This is a genomic window from Brevundimonas sp. 374 (assembly GCF_900102995.1).
Lineage (GTDB): Bacteria > Pseudomonadota > Alphaproteobacteria > Caulobacterales > Caulobacteraceae > Brevundimonas > Brevundimonas vesicularis_C.
The window spans coordinates 1,188,316-1,208,258 of sequence record NZ_FNKT01000001.1 but is presented as its reverse complement, the minus strand read 5'-3'; the positions used below and the strand labels follow the sequence as shown (position 1 = coordinate 1,208,258).

General features: G+C 65.6%; 21 protein-coding genes. 17 read left to right on the top strand and 4 right to left on the bottom strand.

The window, feature by feature from the left end; translation table 11 throughout:
- Nucleotides 1–10: 10 nt before the first annotated feature.
- The 12 genes from fliF to BLR19_RS05970 all read left to right on the top strand — a co-directional run bounded on the left by fliF (nt 11) and on the right by BLR19_RS05970 (nt 11,920).
- Entirely contained in the window at nt 11–1,651 is a 1,641-nt protein-coding gene (gene fliF / locus BLR19_RS06025; RefSeq protein ID WP_066552295.1) for a flagellar basal-body MS-ring/collar protein FliF, read from the top strand.
- Nucleotides 1,651–2,685 carry a flagellar motor switch protein FliG gene (gene fliG, locus BLR19_RS06020; protein WP_039246914.1) on the top strand — a complete coding sequence of 345 codons (1,035 nt, stop codon included), beginning with the start codon at nt 1,651–1,653 and terminating at the stop codon, nt 2,683–2,685. The genes fliF and fliG overlap by 1 nt, the downstream gene beginning before the upstream one ends.
- 1 nt (nt 2,686) lies before the next feature.
- Nucleotides 2,687–3,349, top strand: a complete 663-nt coding sequence (locus BLR19_RS06015; RefSeq protein ID WP_091748317.1) for a FliH/SctL family protein — start codon at nt 2,687–2,689, stop codon at nt 3,347–3,349.
- Entirely contained in the window at nt 3,349–3,681 is a 333-nt protein-coding gene (fliN, locus tag BLR19_RS06010; protein WP_039246916.1) for a flagellar motor switch protein FliN, read from the top strand. Before BLR19_RS06015 ends, fliN begins: the two co-directional genes overlap by 1 nt.
- 36 nt (nt 3,682–3,717) lie before the next feature.
- Nucleotides 3,718–5,130, top strand: a complete 1,413-nt coding sequence (locus BLR19_RS06005; protein WP_091748314.1) for a sigma-54-dependent transcriptional regulator FlbD — start codon at nt 3,718–3,720, stop codon at nt 5,128–5,130.
- Between the two features lie 4 nt (nt 5,131–5,134).
- The gene (bla, locus tag BLR19_RS06000) at nt 5,135–6,040 is read left to right on the top strand and encodes a class A beta-lactamase (RefSeq protein ID WP_091748311.1); all 906 of its coding nucleotides are present in this window, start codon (nt 5,135–5,137) and stop codon (nt 6,038–6,040) included.
- 10 nt (nt 6,041–6,050) lie between these two features.
- Nucleotides 6,051–8,150 (top strand): flagellar biosynthesis protein FlhA, encoded by a 2,100-nt coding sequence (gene flhA, locus BLR19_RS05995; RefSeq protein ID WP_091748308.1) that lies wholly within the window; start codon nt 6,051–6,053, stop codon nt 8,148–8,150.
- A gap of 134 nt (nt 8,151–8,284) precedes the next feature.
- Nucleotides 8,285–9,739, top strand: coding sequence for a sensor histidine kinase (locus BLR19_RS05990; protein WP_091748305.1), 1,455 nt, complete (start codon nt 8,285–8,287; stop codon nt 9,737–9,739).
- Entirely contained in the window at nt 9,736–10,158 is a 423-nt protein-coding gene (locus BLR19_RS05985) for a response regulator (RefSeq protein ID WP_231868686.1), read from the top strand. The genes BLR19_RS05990 and BLR19_RS05985 overlap by 4 nt, the downstream gene beginning before the upstream one ends.
- Nucleotides 10,155–11,198 carry a sensor histidine kinase gene (locus BLR19_RS05980; RefSeq protein WP_369818844.1) on the top strand — a complete coding sequence of 348 codons (1,044 nt, stop codon included), beginning with the start codon at nt 10,155–10,157 and terminating at the stop codon, nt 11,196–11,198. Before BLR19_RS05985 ends, BLR19_RS05980 begins: the two co-directional genes overlap by 4 nt.
- A 14-nt stretch (nt 11,199–11,212) precedes the next feature.
- Nucleotides 11,213–11,656: an NUDIX domain-containing protein gene (locus BLR19_RS05975; protein ID WP_091748299.1), complete on the top strand. Its 444-nt coding sequence runs from the start codon at nt 11,213–11,215 to the stop codon at nt 11,654–11,656.
- Between the two features lie 84 nt (nt 11,657–11,740).
- Entirely contained in the window at nt 11,741–11,920 is a 180-nt protein-coding gene (locus tag BLR19_RS05970) for a CsbD family protein (protein WP_091748297.1), read from the top strand.
- A 66-nt stretch (nt 11,921–11,986) separates the two neighbouring features.
- Here the strand turns inward: BLR19_RS05970 and BLR19_RS05965 are convergent, their stop codons facing one another.
- From BLR19_RS05965 to BLR19_RS05955, 3 genes are read right to left on the bottom strand one after another with little or no spacing between them, the layout of a single operon-like run.
- Complete coding sequence (locus BLR19_RS05965) at nt 11,987–12,484, bottom strand: hypothetical protein (protein ID WP_091748294.1); 498 nt, start codon at nt 12,482–12,484, stop codon at nt 11,987–11,989.
- Nucleotides 12,485–12,528: 44 nt separating this feature from the next.
- Nucleotides 12,529–13,707, bottom strand: a complete 1,179-nt coding sequence (locus BLR19_RS05960) for a vWA domain-containing protein (protein WP_091748291.1) — start codon at nt 13,705–13,707, stop codon at nt 12,529–12,531.
- A 20-nt stretch (nt 13,708–13,727) separates the two neighbouring features.
- A complete protein-coding gene (locus BLR19_RS05955; protein WP_091748288.1) occupies nt 13,728–14,255 on the bottom strand; it encodes a GNAT family N-acetyltransferase in 528 nt (175 codons plus the stop codon).
- A gap of 73 nt (nt 14,256–14,328) precedes the next feature.
- On the opposite strand from BLR19_RS05955, the gene BLR19_RS05950 reads away from it, so the two are divergent.
- From BLR19_RS05950 to dxs, 5 genes are all read left to right on the top strand, one after another.
- A complete protein-coding gene (locus BLR19_RS05950; protein WP_091748285.1) occupies nt 14,329–15,249 on the top strand; it encodes a histone deacetylase family protein in 921 nt (306 codons plus the stop codon).
- 41 nt (nt 15,250–15,290) lie between these two features.
- Nucleotides 15,291–15,953: a histidine phosphatase family protein gene (locus tag BLR19_RS05945; protein WP_091748282.1), complete on the top strand. Its 663-nt coding sequence runs from the start codon at nt 15,291–15,293 to the stop codon at nt 15,951–15,953.
- Between the two features lie 48 nt (nt 15,954–16,001).
- Complete coding sequence (locus BLR19_RS05940) at nt 16,002–16,253, top strand: exodeoxyribonuclease VII small subunit (RefSeq protein ID WP_017504472.1); 252 nt, start codon at nt 16,002–16,004, stop codon at nt 16,251–16,253.
- Between the two features lie 79 nt (nt 16,254–16,332).
- Entirely contained in the window at nt 16,333–17,208 is an 876-nt protein-coding gene (locus tag BLR19_RS05935) for a polyprenyl synthetase family protein (protein ID WP_038293630.1), read from the top strand.
- A 57-nt stretch (nt 17,209–17,265) separates the two neighbouring features.
- Nucleotides 17,266–19,179 carry a 1-deoxy-D-xylulose-5-phosphate synthase gene (gene dxs / locus BLR19_RS05930; RefSeq protein WP_091748279.1) on the top strand — a complete coding sequence of 638 codons (1,914 nt, stop codon included), beginning with the start codon at nt 17,266–17,268 and terminating at the stop codon, nt 19,177–19,179.
- A 1-nt stretch (nt 19,180) separates the two neighbouring features.
- On the opposite strand, the gene BLR19_RS05925 is transcribed toward dxs, so the two are convergent.
- The gene (locus BLR19_RS05925; protein ID WP_091748276.1) at nt 19,181–19,912 is read right to left on the bottom strand and encodes an NYN domain-containing protein; all 732 of its coding nucleotides are present in this window, start codon (nt 19,910–19,912) and stop codon (nt 19,181–19,183) included.
- Nucleotides 19,913–19,943 lie beyond the last annotated feature (31 nt).

Below are 19,943 nucleotides of genomic sequence, written 5' to 3'. Positions count from 1 at the left end.
GCGGGGACGCGTGGGCGGCTTCACAGCGGCGTTGCAGAAGTTCGGGATCGGCCGTCTGGCTGCGGTCCTCGGCGTCGCCGCAGGCGTGGCCGCCGTGCTGGTCGCCGTCATGCTGCGCATGGGCCAGGCGCCGGACGCGCTTCTCTATTCCAACCTGGATCTGCGCGAGGCCAGCGAGATCAGCGCCGCCCTGGATCAGGCCGGCATCAAATATTCGTCCAAGGGCGACGGCTCGACCATCATGGTCAACCGCGACGAGGTCGGCACCGCCCGTATGCTGGTCGCGGGTAAGGGCTTGGTCACGTCCGGATCGGTCGGCTACGAGCTGTTCGACACCCAGTCGGTGCTGGGCCAGACCGAGTTCCAGCAACAGTTGAACGAGCAGCGCGCCCTGCAGGGCGAACTGTCGCGCACCATCATGTCCATGCGCGGCATCACCGCCGCCCGCGTTCACATCACCATGCCGCGCCGCGAGATGTTCACCTCGGCCGCCGGCGAACCGACCGCCGCCGTGCTGGTGGGCCTGGGAGGGCGTGACCTGACCAGCGATCAGGTGCGGGCGATCCGCAATCTGGTGGCCTCATCCGTGCCGAACCTGAAGCCCGACCGCGTCACAGTGGCGGACCAGACCAACCGCACCCTGGCGGCCGGCAGCGACGACGGAACCTTCACCTCAGCCTCTGCCGCCGAGGCCAAGGGCAATACCGAGAGCCAGCTTCAAGCGCGCATCAAGGATATCGTCGAAGGCGTCGTCGGCGCGGGCGCTGCTCGCGTTCAGGTCACGGCCGACATCGACCAGAGCCGCGCCACGACACAGGAAGAAAAGTTCGATCCCGATGGTCAGGTCGTCCGCTCGACCACGACCAACGGCTCGCAATCCGCAGACAACAGCGCCCAGCCCGACGGCGGCGTGACTGCGACGAACAACATCCCTGGCGGGGCGGCGCCCGGTGCCACGCCGGCCGGTTCGACCAACTCGGAAAACGCCGAGACGACCAACTACGAAATCTCCAAGACCACCACGACCACGACCAAGGAGCCGGGCGAGGTCAAGAAGCTGGCCGTCGCCGTCGCGGTCGACGGCAAGTGGACGCCGGCCAAGGACGGCAAGGGCGAGCCGACCTATGCGCCGCGCACGGCCGAGGAGATCGCCCAGATCAAGTCGCTGGTCGCCGCCGCCGCCGGCATCGACGAGACGCGCGGCGATAAGATCGAGGTCATCAACGTCCGCTTTAACCACGACACTGGCATCGAGGGCGGTCTGGACGGCAAGTCGTCGCTGCTGGACTTCTCCAAGAACGACATCATGCGTTTCGTCGAGCTGGGCATTCTGACGGTCGTCGCCTTGCTGCTGATCTTCTTCGTGCTGCGTCCTCTGCTGAAGACGGCGGCGGGCGGCGGGGCCAATCTGCCGGCGCTGGCGGGCGCCAACGGCGTGCCGGTCACCACCGTGGCGACTACGGTGATCGGCCCGGACGGCCAGCCTCAGCTGGTTCAGCTGCCGGCGCCCAGCGAGATGGAACAGAAGATCGACATCGCCCGCATCGAGGGTCAGGTGAAGGCGTCGTCGGTCAAGAAGGTCGCCGACTTCGTTCAATCGCATCCCGATGATGCGGCCGGCATCCTGCGGACCTGGGTGGCCGAAGGCTGATGGCGAAGCTGGTCAACAAGAAGGCTTCGATCGACGATCCCAACAAGCTGTCGGGACCGGAGAAGGCCGCCGTCATCCTGCTGGCGTTGGGCGAAGAGCACACCGCCCTGTGGGAGCGGCTGGACGACGACGAGGTCAAGGAAATCTCCCAAGCCATGGCGACGCTCGGCAACGTCAGCGCCGAGGCCGTCGAGGCCCTGATGATCGAGTTCGTGTCGGGCCTGTCGGGCTCCGGCTCGGTCATGGGCAGCTACGAGCAGACGCAGAAGCTGCTGGCCGCCTTCCTGCCCAAGGATCGCGTCGACGGCCTGATGGAGGAGATCCGGGGGCCGGCCGGTCGCACCATGTGGGACAAGCTGGGCAATGTGAACGAGGCCGTTCTCGCCAACTATCTGAAGAACGAATACCCCCAGACCGTCGCCGTCATCCTGTCCAAGGTGCGCTCGGACCACGCCGCGCGCGTCCTGACCAGCCTGCCGGAAGACTTCGCCCTGGAATGCGTCCAGCGGATGCTGCGCATGGAGCCGGTGCAGCGCGAGATCCTGGACAAGATTGAGGCCACGCTGCGCACCGAGTTCATGTCGAACCTGGCGCGCACCTCCAAGCGCGACAGCCACGAAATGATGGCCGACATCTTCAACAGTTTCGATCGCCAGACCGAGGCCCGCTTCATCGGGGCTCTGGAAGAGCGCAATCGTGAATCGGCCGAACGCATCCGCGCCCTGATGTTCGTCTTCGAGGATCTGTCTAAGCTGGACCCGGGCGGGGTGCAGACCCTGCTGCGCGCCGTGGACAAGGATTCACTGGGTCTTGCGATGAAGGGCGCGTCCGAAGGTCTGCGCGAGATGTTCTTCTCCAACATGTCCGAACGCGCGTCCAAGATCATGCGCGAAGACATGGAGTCGATGGGGCCGGTGCGTCTGAAGGACGTGGACGCCGCTCAGATGGCCATGGTCCAGGTCGCCAAGGATCTGGCCGCCAAGGGCGACATCATGCTGGCCGGTCAGGGCGCCGACGACGAGTTGATCTACTGACATGACCCAGTCCCCTGAAATCCGGCGCCTCTTCGCCTTCGACACTGAGTTTGACGCGGACGGCACGGTCGTGCGCCCCGGCGCTTGGACGCCGGCCAAACGCTCCTATCTGCCGGCCGAGGTCGAGGCCCTGGTCGCCCAGGGGCGTCTGGAAGCGCGCGAACAGGCCCTCGCCGAGGTCGAGAATATCCGCGCGATGGCCCTGAGCAATATCGCTCAGGCCGTCGCATCGGCCATGCCGACCCTGAAGGCTGTGGCGCAGGCGCACCGGGAACAGGCCGCGGACCTGGCCCTGGCTGCGGCGCGCACCATCGCCGGGGCCGCTCTGGACCGGTTCCCGCATGCGCCGCTGAAAGCCGCTTTGGAACTGTTGGCGCAGGAAATCGACGCCTCGCCACGTCTGGTCGTTCGCGCCTCGGGCCTGGATGACGAGGCGCGCGGCCTGATTGAGCGGGCGTGCGCCGACAGCGGCTTCACCGGTACGGTCGCCTTCCGTGATGAACCGGGCATGGCCCAGGCCGCCTTCCAGCTGAAATGGGCCGACGGGCGCGCTGATCACGACCCGCAGGGTTCGGCCGATCGCGTCGCCGAAGCCCTGACCGCCGCCCTGGCCGCCGAGGCCGGACACGCCGAAACCCTTCCCGTCGACAGGAGCATGTTCTGATGGCATCCGACGACCTGGCGCTGGAGGAATTCTCCGGCCTTTCGGGCCTGCCGCCCCTGGACGACAGCGGCGAAAAGAGCGCCGCCGACCTGGCGACCGTCTTCGACGTGCCGGTCAATATCTCGGCCGTTCTGGGCAAGTCGCACATGTCGGTGGCCCAGCTGCTGAAACTGAACAAGGGCTCGGTGCTGGAGCTGGACCGCAAGGTCGGCGAGGCGATCGACATCTTCGTCAACAACCGCCTGATCGCGCGCGGCGAGGTCGTCGTCGTCGACGACCGGCTGGGCGTGACCATGACGGAAATCATCAAGACCGAGGATTCGGGCGCCTGATTGGCGACCGGCTTTAGACATTAGAGGAGAAGAACGATGCGTCTTCTGGTGGTAGGCAGACTGAGCGGCCAGCTCGCTTCGGCGGTGAAGATGGCCATGGCGCACGGCGCCAAGGTCAATCACGTTGAGCGCGCCGACCAGGCGACCGAACAACTGCGCCGGGGGCAGGGCGCGGACCTGCTGATGGTCGACTATCAGCTGGACATCGCCGCCCTGATCGCCGCCAACGAAGCCGAGCGGATTACCATTCCGGTCGTGGCCTTCGGCGTCGACGCCGATGCGCGAGAGGCGGCCGCCGCCATCAAGGCCGGCGCCAAGGAATTCATTCCGCTTCCGCCCGACGCCGAACTGATCGCCGCTGTCCTGTCGGCCGTCGCCGACGACGAAAAGCCGATGATCTCGGCCGACCCCTCGATGAAGGCTGTGCTGCAACTGGCCGACCAGGTCGCGCGCTCGGAAGCCTCGATCCTGATCACCGGCGAAAGCGGCGTCGGCAAGGAGGTGATGGCGCGGTATCTGCACGAGCATTCGCGTCGGTCCGAGCGCCCGTTCATCAGCGTCAACTGCGCCGCTATTCCCGACAATCTGCTGGAATCCGAACTGTTCGGTCACGAGAAGGGCGCTTTCACCGGCGCCGTCGCGCGCCGCATCGGCAAGTTCGAAGAGGCCGACGGCGGCACGCTTCTGCTGGACGAAATCTCCGAGATGGACGCTCGGCTTCAGGCCAAGCTGCTGCGCGCCATCCAGGAGCGCGTCATCGATCGCGTCGGCGGCTCCAAGCCGGTTTCGGTCAACATCCGCATCATCGCCACCTCGAACCGCGATCTGGCCAAGGCCGTGGCGGAAGGCACCTTCCGTGAGGACCTGCTGTATCGCCTGAACGTGGTGAACCTGCGCCTGCCGTCCTTGCGCGAGCGGCCCGGCGACATCGTGGTTCTGGCCGACCACTTCATCAAGAAATACGCCGCCGCCAACGGCGTGCCGGCGCGTCCGATCTCGGCCGCCGCGCGTCAGGCCATTTCGGCCCATCGCTGGCCGGGCAACGTCCGCGAGCTGGAAAACGCCATGCACCGCGCGGTGCTGCTAGCGACAGGCCCCGAGATCGACGTCGACGCCATCCGCCTGCCGGACGGTCAGCCGCTGGGCGGCATGGGCGCAGGCATGATGGCGGGACAGGCCTATGAGGCGCCGCAAGCCGGAGTGGCTGCGCGTGCCGCCCAGGCAGCCGACGCCGTGACCCGCAGCTTCGTGGGTCAGACCGTGGCGGCGATGGAAAAGACGCTGATCCTGGACACCCTGACGCACTGCCTCGGCAATCGCACCCATGCGGCCAACATCCTGGGCATCTCGATCCGCACTCTGCGCAACAAGTTGAACGAATACGCCGATGAGGGCACGGCCATTCCGGCGCCGATGAGCGGCGTCTCCGCCTCGGGCTACGCGGCCTGAACCCATGCGCGCACCCGTGGAGCGCCGATGCGTCCTGACGGGGCTGGCCGCCTTGAGCGCGGTCGGCTGTTCGCCGCGCGCGGAATCACGCCCTGCCGCGCCCGCCCCTCTGTCAGACGAGGTTATTGACCTGTCCGACCTGGAAGCGCGCAATGGCGGCCGTCTCGGCTTCGTCGTTCAGGACGCGGCGACAGGGCGTAAGCTGGTTTGGCGCGGCGACGAACGCTTCGTCTATTGCTCGACCTTCAAGATGTATCTGGCCGCCGCGACCCTGTTGCGGGTGCAGGCCGGGCAGGAGCGACTTGATCGCCGCATCCCCATCACTGCGGCGGACATGATCAACCACGCTCCGGTGACGGAGCCCGCCGTTGGCGTCAGCCTGACGGTCGAGCAGTTGATGAAGGGCGCGGTTGAGGTCAGCGACAACCCCGCCGCCAATCTGCTGCTGAAGGCCATGGGCGGCCCGTCGGCGATGCAGACCTTCTATCGCGGCATCGGCGACGACAGCACCCGCTCAGATCGGTTCGAGCCGGAGATGAATCGTCTGGACGGCGACAAGGATACGATCCTTCCCAACCAGTCGGTCGCCAATCTCCAACATCTTTTTCTCGCTTCGGCCTCGCCCCTGACCGCAGCGTCGCGCGCCCTGTTGCTGCAGTGGATGACCGATACGCCCACGGGTCAGAATCGTCTTAGGGCTGGGACGCCTGCGAATTGGCGGGTGGCGCACAAGACGGGGACGGGGGGCTATGGGCCGACCAATGACATCGGCCTGTTGTATCCGCCGAACGGCCAACCCGTGATCGTCGCCGCCTATTACCACGCTGCCCGGGCGACATCGGACGACGCCAATGCGGTCGTGATCGCCGAGGCGACGCGTCGCGCGCTGAAGGCGTTGGGCCGTGACTGATACGCCGGTGATGATGAAGGACGGCATGGCGCGCCCGACGGGCCGCGACGTCCTGGGCTGGGTCAACCGCGGCGAAGTGCTGATGGCGGTCGGCGTGATCGGCGTGATCATGCTGCTGATCCTGCCGGTGCCCAAGTTCCTGCTGGATCTGCTGCTGGCCTTCTCGCTGGTGTCCAGCGTGCTGATCCTGATGACCGCTGTGATGATGAAGCGGCCGCTGGATTTCGCCATCTTCCCGACCGTGCTGCTGGTCTCGACCCTGTTCCGTCTCGGCCTGAACCTTGCGTCCACGCGTCTGATCCTGACCCACGGCCAGGAAGGTCACGATGCGGCGGGTCAGGTTATCAACGCCTTCGGGCAACTGATGATGGGCGGCAACTTCATCATCGGGGTGATCATCTTTGCGATCATTCTGGTGGTGAACTTCGTCGTCATCACCAAGGGCTCGACCCGGATCGCCGAAGTGTCCGCCCGCTTCACCCTGGACTCCATGCCGGGCAAGCAGATGGCCATCGACGCCGATCTGTCCTCGGGCCTGATCACCGAGGACCAGGCCAAGCTGCGCCGCAAGGAGCTGGAGCAGGAATCGACCTTCTTCGGCGCCATGGACGGCGCCTCCAAGTTCGTGCGCGGCGACGCCGTCGCCGGGCTGATCATCACCTTCATCAACGCCATCGGCGGCATACTGATCGGCACGCTGCAACACGGCATGCCGGCGATGGAGGCGGCCAACACCTATGTCCAGTTGACCATCGGCGATGGTCTGGTGACGCAGGTGCCGGCCATCATCATCTCGATCGCCGCCGGCTTCCTGGTGTCCAAGGCGGGCGTCGAAGGCACGGCGGACAAGGCCATGGTCACCCAGCTGGCGACCAACCCCGTGTCGCTGGGCGTGGTGTCGGGCGCGGCCGGCCTGATCGGTCTGATCCCCGGGATGCCGCTGATCCCGTTCGCGGCCCTGGCCATCGGCTCGGGCTTCATGGCCTGGCGGCTGGGCCGCAATCGCTTGAAGCCTCAGCCGACGGAGGCGGAGATCGCCGCGGCGGCAGCGGCCGCAAAACCCAAGGAAGACGTCGAAGAGCCGATCGCTAACGTCCTCACCATCGACGAGGTGAAGATCGAACTCGGCTACTCGCTTCTCAGCCTAATCAACGATCTTGAAGGGCGGCGTCTGACCGATCAAATCCGCGCGTTGCGGCGGTCGCTGGCCCAGGAATACGGTTTCGTCATTCCCCAGGTGCGCATCCTCGACAACATGCGCCTGCCGACCCAGGGTTACGCGATCCGCATCAAGGAGATGGAGACGGGCGCGGGCGAAGTGCGGCTGGGTCACCTGATGGCGATGGATCCGGCAGGTCGCCAGGTCGAGCTTCCGGGCGAGCATATGCGCGAACCCGCTTTTGGCCTGCCAGCGACCTGGATCGAGGAAGGTCTGCGCGAGGAGGCGACGTTCCGCGGCTATACGCTTGTCGATCCATCGACGGTCCTGACGACCCATCTGACCGAGATCCTGAAAGACAACATGGCCGATCTGCTGTCCTACGCCGAGGTGCAGAAGCTGCTGAAGGAACTGGGCGCCGAAGAGAAGAAGCTGGTCGAGGAACTGGTGCCCAGCGTGGTCACCGTCACGACGCTGCAGCGGGTGTTGCAATCGCTGCTGCGCGAGAAGGTGTCGATCCGCGATTTGCCCGCCATTCTGGAAGGTCTGGCCGAAGCCGCGCCGCACAGCTCGTCCGTCACCACCCTGGTCGAACACGTCCGCGCGCGCCTGGGCCGCCAGCTGTGCTGGCAGAATAAGGACGGCGAGGGCGCCCTGCCCATCGTCACCCTGTCGCCGGAATGGGAAAACGCCTTCGCCGAAAGCCTGATCGGCAATGGCGAGGACAAGCAGCTGGCGATGGCGCCGTCGCGCCTTCAGGACTTCATCCGCGCCGTTCGCGACACCTTCGAGCGGATCGCCATGACGGGCGAGAACCCCGTCCTGCTGACCGGCCCGATGACGCGGCCCTATGTGCGATCGATCATCGAACGCTTCCGCGGCCAGACCGTCGTGATGAGCCAGAACGAGATCCATCCAAAGGCCCGGCTGCGGACCCTGGGCCAGGTTTGATCCCGCCGACTTGGCAGTTTGACGTTTGACGCGGCGACGCACCCCGCTAAAGCTCCGCCGTCATGAGTCCGAACCCCCGATCCCAATGGTCGCGTCTGCGCGACTTCACGCGTACGCCGTCGTTGGCCCGGTCCATGTCGGCTATGCTTGTCTTGGTGTTCGGGCTGCTGATCCTGGTCAATGCGACGACGTTCGTGATGATCCAGCGCACTGTCGCGTTGAACAAGACCATTGAGCATGCCCAGCAGATGCGGCGCGCCGCGCGTACAGTTCTCATTGCGAGCCTGAACGCCGAAACGTCGCAACGCGGTTTTCTGCTGACGGGACGAAGCGATTTTCTACAGCCCTATCGTGACTCCAGGGCCGACATGGAGCCCGCTTTGGCGTTTCTGGATGAGGGCGCAGCCCTCGATCCGACGCTGAAAGACACCGTCGAACCCATTCACCGTCTGGGTGACAAGAAATGGGACGAGATGGAGCGCACCGTCGCTTTGGCGCGGCAGGGTCGGATCGGGCAGTCGATCCAGGCCGTGCGGTCTGGCGAAGGCAAGCAGTATATGGACGAGCTCCGAGCCGCCATCGAGAAGTTTGACAAGCTGAAGTCCGACAGAATCGACAGCCGACGCCGGGCCTCGGAGCGTTTTGGCTTCCTGACCGTCACGATGAACGCCATCGCGGGGCTTCTGGTCCTCGTTCTGGCTCTGCTGTCGGCCTGGCTGGTGCGGCGTTACGTGGCCGAGATCCAGTCCGCCCGCGCGACCCTGGACGCCGCCAACGCCAGCCTGGAAGACAAGGTCCGCGAGCGCACCGGCGACCTGATGCGCGCGAACGAGGAAATCCAGCGCTTCGCCTATATCGTCAGCCACGACCTGCGCGCGCCGCTGGTCAACGTGATGGGCTACACCTCCGAACTGGAGCAGGCGGGCAAGATCGTCGACAAGGCGATCCACGAGGCGGAAAAGACGCGCGTGGTCGATCCCGAGATCGTCACAGCCGTCCGCGAGGAAATGCCTGAGGCGATCGGCTTTATCCGCGCCTCGACCGAGAAGATGGACCGGCTGATCAACGCCATCCTGAAGCTGTCGCGCGAAGGTCGCCGCAACCTGCTTCCAGAACCGCTGGACATGACGACGATGGCCCAGAATATCGCTAACAGCGTCCATCACCAGACCGAAGCCTCGGGCGCACGCATCGATGTGCAGTCGCTGCCCGAAATCGAAAGCGACCGTATTTCGATGGAGCAGATCGTCGGCAATCTGATCGACAACGCCGTCAAATATCTGGATCACGACCGGCCGGGCGAAATCGTCGTGTCGGGCGAAGACGTGCCGGGCGGCTGGGTCGTCTTCCGGGTCGCCGACAACGGCCGGGGCATCGCCCCGCGCGACCATGAGCGAATCTTCGAACTCTTCCGCCGCTCCGGAAAACAGGACCGTTCCGGCGAAGGTTTGGGGCTGGCGTTCGTCAGAAACAGCGTGCGCCGCTTGGGCGGGACCATCGACGTCGAGTCCGAACTGGGCAAAGGCTCGACTTTCCTGCTGAAATTCCCCAAACGACTGATCCTGTCTGAACCCGGAGGCGCGCTGTGACGCAACCCGTCAAAATCATCATGGTCGAAGACGACCACGGCCACGCCAAGCTGATCGAAAAGAACATCCGCCGGGCCAACATCAACAACGAGATCAAGCATTTCGATGAGGGCGGTGCGGCGCTCGACTATCTGTTCAGCGACGAAATCCTCGCCAATGGCCCGCTCCTGATCCTGCTCGACCTCAACCTGCCCGATATGTCGGGTACGGACATTCTGGAAAAGGTGAAGGCCAACGACCGTCTGAAGCGGGCTCCGGTCGTGGTGCTGACGACCACGGACGACAAGGTCGAAATCCAGCGTTGCTACGACCTGGGCTGCAACGTCTACATCACTAAGCCGGTGGATTATGAATCCTTCGCCGGCGCCATCCGTCAGTTGGGTCTGTTCCTGTCGGTGATTCAGGCGCCGGAGATCTGACGATCGACGCGTCCCAGCCCATCCGCCTGCTCTACATCGACGATGATCGGGGTCTTTCCCGACTGGTCGAGAAGGAACTGGGGCGTCACGGCTACGCCGTCACCTGCGCGCCCGACGGCGATGCGGGGCTGGAGCTGTTGCAGCAGGACGAGTTCGACGTCTGCGCGCTCGACCATTATATGCCGACGCGAGACGGGCTGGACGTCCTACCGGACATTCTGGCCCTGACGGCGCCGCCGCCCGTCGTCTATGTGACGGGTGCGCAGGATGGGCGGATCGCCGTCGCGGCCCTTCGAGCGGGCGCGGCGGACTACGTAATCAAGGATGTCTCGGAGGACTTCACCTCCCTGTTGCGCTCGGCGCTCGAGGACGCCCTGTCGCGCCGTCGGCTGGAGCGCGAGAACGAACTGGCGCAGGAAGAAATCCGCCGAGCGCGCGATCGGGCCGAGGCGATGCTGCGTGAGGTGAACCACCGCGTCGGCAACTCGCTGCAGCTGGTGTCCAGCTTCATGTCGTTGCAGATGCGCCACGTCACTGATCAGGGCGCCAAGGACGCGCTGCGCGAATCGCAGGCGCGCATCGAGGCCGTCGCCCATGTTCACCGCCGCCTCTACACGTCCGGCGACATGAGCCACGTGGCGATGGACGAATATCTGGTCGGGCTGATGGACGAACTGTCCAAGTCCATCGGGCCAGACGAAGGATCGCCCAGGCTGACGCTGGACGCTGAGCCGTTGTCGGTCACGACCGATCAAGCCGTCTCCATCGGCGTCATCGTCACCGAACTGGTCACCAACGCGGTCAAATACGCCTATGCGCCGGGGCAGGGGGGCGAGATTCGCATCCATCTGCGCCGCGAGACGGACCATCGCGTGATGCTGACGGTCGAGGACGACGGCCCCGGCCTGGGCGACGGAACACCCAAGGGCACGGGTCTGGGCGGCAAGATCATTTCCGCCATGGCGTCTGGCCTGCGGTCGGCGGTCGAGTTCGACGGCGCCCACAAGGGCGTGCGCGCCAGGTTGTCGTTCGACCTCTAGGGTCGGTTTTCATCATGTTGCAGTTCGGCGTTCGCAAACCCGCTTCGGATTATCGTCACCGCGCCACCGCGTTCGGCATCGTCGAGCGTGACGGCCTAATCGCCTGCGTGCGCGTCGAGCGCGAGACCGGTCCCTATTTCGACCTGCCCGGCGGCGGCATAGATTTGGAAGAAACCGAGGTCCAGGCCCTGATCCGCGAATTCGTCGAGGAAACCGGCTTGACGGTCGCGCCGCTGAACCGCATCGCCGAGGCCAGCCAGTATTTCGTGCGTTCGACGCGCGAGCCGGTGAACAATGTCGGCGGCTTCTGGACGGCGACTGTGGCGGCCGAAAATCCCGATGCAAAATGTGAGGACGATCACACGCTGGTGTGGCTGGATCCGACCTTCGCCATCTCGCGCTTGCGTCACGATTCTCACGCCTGGGCTGTCGCCGTCTGGCTACGTCGTCCAAGCTGAGCCTTACGGAACAGGCCATTAGCGAAGTCGTTTATTTTTCGAACCGCAACGTTACGTCGCGGCGATGAAAATTAGGAGATTTCCATGGCTGACCATGACCGTATCGAAGGTGCCGCCAAGAACATCGGTGGCAAGATTAAAGAAGGCGTCGGCAAGGTGACCGGCGACACCAAGTTGCAGGCTGAAGGCAAGGCCGATCAGGTCGAAGGCAAGGTCCAAAATACTGTCGGCGGCGTCAAGGACAGCCTGCGCGACAAGGCCTAAGCTTTCCTCGAATGCGCGAAGATGCGAGGTGCCGTCCGCGGAAGCGGGCGGCGCTTTTCTGTCCGATCAGTCCTTGTCGCCCCACAGGGTCAGCGATAGCCCCTTCTTGTCGGCTCCATCGACTGGGCGGCATTCAGAGCTGAACCCGCCCTCGACCGGACGCGGACGACAATCCATTTCTCGCAGGCTCGAGGGCGCGGCCGCCGTGCGAGACTGCGCGCCGCACTGGACCGCATAGTCCGAGCCTGCGGCGCTGGCCCGGATCATCTGACAGTCACCGGCCATGCCGCTCGGGCGCAGAGCTTCGGGCAGGTCGGACCCCATGGCGATGGCCAGCTGTTCGCGCACCTCGGTCTGACATTCGGCCATGGACTGCTGGCCGCGCACTAGTGGACTGCACCGTGCGCGCTCGAAGCCAAAGGGATCAGCCAGGCCCCAGGCAGGCACATTGTGCTCGAACGGCGGCGTCGGCGTTTCAACCACCGCCTCGGGCGCGGGCGCATCCCACACGACGGTCGGCGCAGCTTGTTGGAGGATCAGCAAGGCGAAGGCGGCGGCGATCATGGTCGGACCCTTCGTGAAGTTGCAGGCGGTCGCCCGAACGTCTCCTACCTTGTCAGGGCCCGCATTGCCTTGTCGAGGCCTTCGAGCGTCAGCGGGAACATCCGCTGCTCCATTACCTCACGCAACAGGCCGACGGATGCGGTATAGTCCCAGTACCGCTCCTGAACGGGATTGAGCCAGACCGACTTCTCCCACTGCTGGCGCGCCCGCTTCATCCATACGGCGCCGGCCTCCTCGTTCCAGTGCTCGACGGAGCCGCCGGGCATGGTGATCTCATAGGGGCTCATCGTTGCATCGCCGACGAAGATGGCGCGCCAGTCGCCAGGGTATTTGTGCAGCAGATCCCACGTCGGGATCCGCTCGGTGTGCCGCCGGCGATTGTCCTTCCAGACGCCTTCATAGAGGCAGTTGTGGAAGTAGAAGAACTCCAGGTTCTTGAACTCAGTCTTGGCCGCCGAGAACAACTCCTCAACCAGCTTAATGTGACCGTCCATCGAACCGCCGATGTCGAGGAACAGCAGCACCTTGATCGTATTGCGTCGCTCGGGCCGCATCTGGATGTCCAGCCAGCCCTGACGCGCCGTGCCGTCGATGGTGCCGTCGATATCCAGTTCGTCGGGCGCCCCCTGTCGGGCGAAACGGCGCAGACGACGCAGCGCCACCTTGATATTGCGGGTGCCCAGTTCGACCGTGTCGTCCAGATTCCTGAACTCGCGCTTCTCCCACACCTTGACCGCCCGGCCATGCTTGCTCGGACCGCCGATTCTCACGCCTTCGGGGTTGTAGCCGCCGTGTCCGAAGGGGCTGGTTCCGCCGGTGCCGATCCATTTGGAGCCGCCGGAGTGCCGCTCCTTCTGCTCCTCCAGACGCTGCTTCAGCGTTTCCATCAGCTTGTCGAATCCGCCCAGCGCCTCGATCTGGGCCTTCTCCTCGTCGGTCAGGTATTTTTCGTTCAGCAGCCGCAGCCAGTCCTCGGGAATGTCGGTTGTCAGGTCTTCACCCGTTCCAACCGACTCGACGCCCTTGAACACCGTCCCGAACACCTGATCGAACCGGTCATAGTGTTTCTCGTCCTTGACCAGGACCGCACGCGACAGGTGATAAAAGGCCTCGACCTCGCGCCCCGCCACGTCGCGATCCATGGCCTCCATCAGATGGAGCCATTCCTTCATCGACACCGGAACCTTGGCGTCGCGCAGCGCGGTGAAGAAGTTCAGGAGCATGAGAGGGATGTGAACCCGGATCAGCCGCGTCGCAAGATGAACTCGTGGTCGCGCCAGGCGCCGACGGGATAGTCGTATTCGCCCGCCTTCTCGAAGCCGTAGGCGGCATAGAGGCGCTGGGCCTTGTCGTTGCCGCTCCAGACGCCGATCCACAGCGGTCCGTCCGTGTGGGTTTCCATCCAGTCCAGAGACAGCTTCAGCAGTCGGGTTCCCAGCCCCAGACCTTGTGCCGCCTTCGACACATAGAGCCGGCGCAGCTCCATGTGCGACGGTCTGGCTTCGGGGTGGGGCAGGCCATTAGGGCCGGCGTTGGCGAAGGCCAGCAGCTCGCCGTCGCGGTCGGCCACCCACCAGGCGCAGTCGGGCTCCGCCAACTTCTTCAGCGTCGGCTCCAGATCGAAACTGGCGTCCAGAAACGCATTCAGGTCGGCTTGCGGGTAGGGGATGCCGAATCCCTCGACGAAGGTGTCGATGAAGGTCTGGCGCCCCAGCGCGCCCAAGGCGGCGGCGTCTTCGGGGCGGGCAGGGCGGATCGCGATCTCAGTCATGCGTCGGCTCTAGCGCGCGCCTTGGTGCGCGTCACGGGCGACAAGTCCAAAAGCCCGGCGTATCGTCGCTTCAATGTCCCTGCCGATCTTCACTCATCCGTCCATGCTGTCCCACGCGCCGGGCGCGGGCCATCCCGAAAGTCCCGAGCGGCTGAAGGCGGTGCTGGATGCTCTGGAGGATGCAGGCCTAGCCCGCGACCGCCGCGCCGCGACCCAGGCCGAGGTTGCGGATCTGGAGCGGGTGCATCCCGCCGCCTATGTCGCACGCCTGCTGGACGCCTCGCCGGTCGCAGGCATGATCCAGCTGGATGCCGACACCGTCCTTTCACCCGGCAGCGTGCCGGCGGCGCGGCTGGCCGCGGGGGCGGCGATCGATGCGGTGCGAGCCGTGGCGCGGGGCGAGATGGATCGCGCCTTTGCCGCCGTGCGCCCGCCGGGCCACCACGCCGAGCCGGACCGCGCGATGGGGTTCTGTCTGTTCTCCTCCGTCGCCATCGCAGCGCGTGCGGCTCAGGCCGAAGGGATGGCGCGGGTGGCGGTGGTCGATTTCGACGTTCACCACGGCAATGGCACCCAGGCGGCGTTCGAAGGCGACGACAGCCTGTTCCTGGCCTCCATCCACCAGATGCCGCTGTATCCCGGCACCGGCGCGGCGTCTGAGACGGGCGTCGGCAATATCGTCAACGCCCCCGTCGCGCCCCATGCGGCGCGCGAGAACTGGCGTGCGACCTTCGCCGGCGGATTGATGCCGGCGCTGGAATCGTTCCGGCCGGACCTGATCCTGATCTCGGCCGGTTTCGACGCCCACCGGCGCGATCCCTTGGCGCATCAGTCGCTGGAGGCCGAGGATTTCGCTTGGGCGACGCGCGCGATTCTGGAAGTCGCGCGTCGGACCTGTTCGGGCAAGGTTGTGTCGGCGCTTGAGGGCGGTTACGACCTTGAAGGACTAGGCCGCTCTGCGGTCGCCCACGTCGCTGCGCTCGGGGAGGACTGAGGACGCCTAACGCCTTGAAACCAAAGGCCCGTCCGTTTGTCATGTCAGCCCCCGCCCTGTCCCTCGATTCGACCGAACCGTCCGTGTCCCCGTCTGACGCCGCGCCATCCGTCGGCGCGCTTGTCGCTGTCCGTCCCGGCGCCATCATCCTGACGCGTCACGGCGAGCCGGCCCTGTCGCGCAAATGCCTGATCTCTGCCCGCCAGTACGGCGACTGGTGGGCGAAATATGAGATCGGCGGCCTGCTGGCCGGTCAGACGCCGCCGCCCGAACTGGTCGCGGCCGCCCAGGGTGCTGGGGCCATCTACGCCTCGACCCGTCAGCGCGCCCAGGAAACCGCCGCTGCGGTCGCCGCGGGACGCGAGGTCATGGCCGACGTCATGTTCATCGAGGCGCCTCTGCCGCCGCCGCCGATTCCCGAATGGATCAAGCTGTCGCCCAAATGGTGGGGCGTGGTGTCGCGCTTCTGGTGGCACGCTTTCGATCATCACGGCGGCCAGGAAACCCGCGCCCAGGCCGAGGCGCGCGCCGATCAAGCGGCGCAGAAGCTGATTGCGCGTGCCGAAGGCGGGCAGGACGTGCTGGTCTTCGCCCATGGCTATTTCAACCATATGGTCGGGCGCGCGCTGAAGGCCGACGGTTGGAAACTGGTTCAGAACCAGGGCTTCAAATATTGGTCGCAGCGTCGCTACGAGAAGCGATAGCCGCTTCTGACGTTGATGCGCTCCGCGCGCGCCTCTAGGGTCCGCGCCATGACCGACACCGCCGCCGCCATCCCCGCCGATCTCAGCTTCGAAGACGCCCTGAAGCGCCTGGAGACCATCGTGTCTCGCCTGGAATCCGGCCAGGCGCCGCTGGAGGAATCGATCGCCCTCTATGAAGAGGGCGCCAAGCTGAAGGCGCATTGCGAGGCGCGGCTGAAGGCGGCGCAGCTGCGTGTGGAGAAGATCGTGGTCGGCCCCGACGGCCAGGCCAAGGGCGTCGAGGCGGCGTCGTTCGAATGATCCTGGCATCGTCTCCGAGCCTGGTCTGGAGCCGGTTCTCGTGAACCGCGTCATCGCCGCGAATTCGCCGGAACAGGCGGTGATCGATCGCGTGGCTGAGGTCGCCGATCTGGTCACGGTCGCGCTGGATGAACTGCTGCCGCGCGCCGAGGGCCCGGAATCCCGCCTGACCGAGGCGATGCGCTATGCGGCGCTGGGCCCCGGCAAACGCTTGCGGCCGTTCTTCGCGCTGGAGGCCGCACGCCTGTTCGACATCGATGAGCGATCTGTATTGCGCGCCGCCTGCGCGCTGGAATGCGTGCACGCCTACAGCCTGGTTCACGACGACCTGCCCTGCATGGACGACGACGACGTGCGCCGGGGGCGGCCGACCGTACACCGGGCCTATGACGAGGCGACGGCGGTGTTGGCCGGCGATGCGCTGCAGACGGCCGCCTTCGACATCATCCTGCATGAAGACACCCATGAGGATGCGGCCGTGCGTTGCGAACTGGCGGCGCGGCTGTCGCTGGCGTCGGGTGCGCGGGGCATGGCGGGTGGTCAGATGATCGATCTGCTGGGCGTGCGCGACGACTTGGGCGGCGTGGCGCGAATGCAGCGACTGAAAACCGGCGCCTTGTTCGCCTACGCCTTCGAAATCCCGCTGATCATTGCCGACGCCTCGGCCCAACATCGCCACGCTCTGATTAGCTTCGCCCACGATGTCGGCCTGGCCTATCAGATCGTCGACGACCTGCTGGATGCCGAAGGCTCGGCCGAGGAAATGGGCAAGGCGGCCGGGGGCAAGGACGCAGCGCTGGGCAAGACCAACTTCGTCACCCTGTTGGGTCTGGAGGCGGCGCGGCAAAGGGTCGCGCACCTCGCAAATCAGGCCCGGTCGCATCTGGAGCCGTTCGGCGACGAGGCCGAAATCCTCAGGGCCAGCGTGGACTTTGTGCTAAAGCGCCGGTCCTGATACGAAACGTTGAAACGACCTGCGGGTTGATCGACAAGACTTTCCAAGGTTTTACGGCTGATGCCCGACACCCCGCTACTCGACACCGTTAAGACGCCCGCCGACACGCGGGACTTCGATATCGCCCAGTTGAAACAGCTGGCGCAGGAGGTGCGGGCCGAAACGATCGACGCCGTGTCCGTCACCGGCGGCCATCTGGGCGCGGGGCTGGGTGTGGTCGAACTGACCACGGCGCTGCACCATGTGTTCGAGACGCCCAAGGACATCCTGATCTGGGACGTCGGGCATCAGTGCTATCCGCACAAAATCCTGACCGGGCGACGCGACCGCATCCGCACTCTGCGCCAAGGCGGCGGCCTGTCGGGCTTCACCAAGCGCAGCGAGAGCGAATACGATCCGTTCGGCGCGGCCCACGCCTCGACCTCCATCAGCGCCGCCCTGGGCTTCGCGGCCGCGCGCGATCAGAAGGGCGAGAAGAACCGCGTCGTGGCCGTCATCGGCGACGGCTCCATGTCGGCCGGCATGGCCTATGAGGCGATGAACAACGCCGCCGAGGCGACCAGCGGCCAGCTGATGGTGATTTTGAACGACAACGACATGTCGATCGCGCCGCCGGTTGGCGGGATGAGCGCCTATTTGGCCGGCCTGGTGTCGGGCGGCGCCTATCAGAACGTCCGCCGCCTGGGCAAGACGGTGGCCCAGCACCTGCCGCGCCCCTTCCGCAAGGCGGCCAAGAAGGCCGAGGAATACGCCCGCGGCATGGTCACCGGTGGCACCTTCTTCGAGGAGTTGGGCTTCTATTATGTCGGCCCGATCGACGGCCACGACATGGACAATCTGGTGCCGATCTTGAAGAAGGCGGCCGCCATCGAGGACCGTCCGGTGCTGGTCCACGTCGTGACGCAGAAGGGCAAGGGCTACGCCCCCGCCGAAAGCAGCGCCGACAAACTGCATGCAGTCGTCAAGTTCGACGTGGTCTCAGGCAAGCAGGCCAAGGCCATCTCCAACGCCCCCAGTTACACCAAGGTGTTCGGAACCGAGCTGATCAAACACGCAAAGGTCGATCCGTCGATCGTGGCGATCACGGCGGCCATGCCGTCGGGAACGGGTCTGGACCTGTTCGGCCAGGCGTTTCCTGAGCGGACCTATGACGTCGGCATCGCCGAACAGCACGCGGTGACCTTCGCGGCCGGTTTGGCGGCGGACGGAATGAAACCGGTCTGCGCGATCTATTCGACCTTCCTTCAGCGCGGCTACGACCAGGTGGTCCACGACGTGGCGATCCAGTCGCTGCCGGTGCGCTTCGCCATGGACCGGGCGGGCCTGGTTGGATCGGACGGCGCCACGCACGCCGGATCCTTCGACATCGGCTTCATGGGCGCGCTGCCTGGCATGGTGCTGATGGCGGCGGCGGATGAGGCCGAACTGGCGGCGATGATTTCGACCTCGCTGGCCATCGACGACCGGCCCAGCGCCTTCCGATATCCGCGCGGCGACGGCGTGGGCGTGGAGATCCCCGAACTCGCTGCGCCGCTTGAGATCGGCAAGGGCCGGATCGTGCGAGAGGGGACTTCGGTCGCCATCCTTAGCCTGGGCACCCGTCTGCAGGAATCGCTGAAGGCGGCGGACATGCTGGCCGCCAAGGGCGTGTCGGCCACCGTCGCCGACGCCCGCTTCGCCAAGCCGCTGGACGCCGATCTGATCCTGCGTCTGGCGCGCGAGCACGAGGCCCTGATCACGGTCGAAGAAGGCGCCATGGGCGGCTTCGGCGCCTTCGTGCTGCAACTGCTGGCCGAGAAAGGCGCGCTGGACGGCGGGCTCAAGATCCGCACCCTGAACCTGCCCGACGTCTTCCAGGACCAGGATGCGCCCATGGCCATGTACGCCCAGGCCGGCCTGAATGCCGAACACATCACAGCCGCCGCGCTTCAGGCCTTGGGCGTGTCGGTGAGCCAGGCGGCTAGAGCGTAGATCAGGCGCGGTCGCGAATCCGCATCGCGCCGCGTTCGCCGGTCTCGACCTCGAACCGGCCGGTCGCGCGGATCAGGTCTGACAGCTTGGCGTAGCCATAGGTGCGCTGATCGAAGTCGGGATGGGCGTTGCGCAGCCGATTGCCGATGCCGCCCACCGCCACCCAGCCGTCGCCGTCCTCGTCCATGTCGGCGATGATGGCCGCGATCAGGCGCGCGGCCTCGGACGGCTTGCGCTTGGTCGCCGGCGTCTCGGCCACGGGCGACTTAGCTCCGGCGTCGACCGGAACCGGCGCGATCAGGTTCTCGGTATAGATGAAGCGGGTGCAGGCCTGACGGAAGCTTTCGGGCGTCTTCTGCTCGCCGAACCCATAGACGTCGACGCCTTCCTCGCGGATGCGGGCGGCCAGTCGGGTGAAATCGGCGTCGGAAGACACCAGGCAGAAGCCGTCGAACCTCCCGGAATGCAGCAGGTCCATCGCATCGATGACCAAGGCGATGTCGCCCGAGTTCTTGCCCTTGGTGTTGGCGAAATTCTGCTGGGGCTGGATGGCGAAACGAGCCAGGACCCGCGTCCAGCCGGCGATCTGAGGGCTGGCGAAGTCGCCGTAGATCCGTCGTGCCGAGGCCTCGCCCAAGGTGGCGATTTCGCTGAACAGCGCCTCTGCGATGCGAGCGGAAGCATTCTCCGCATCGATCAGGACCGCGAGGCGAGGGGCCTTGTCGTCAGCCATGGCGGATGTCCTTTTCCTGCGCCGCCAATCT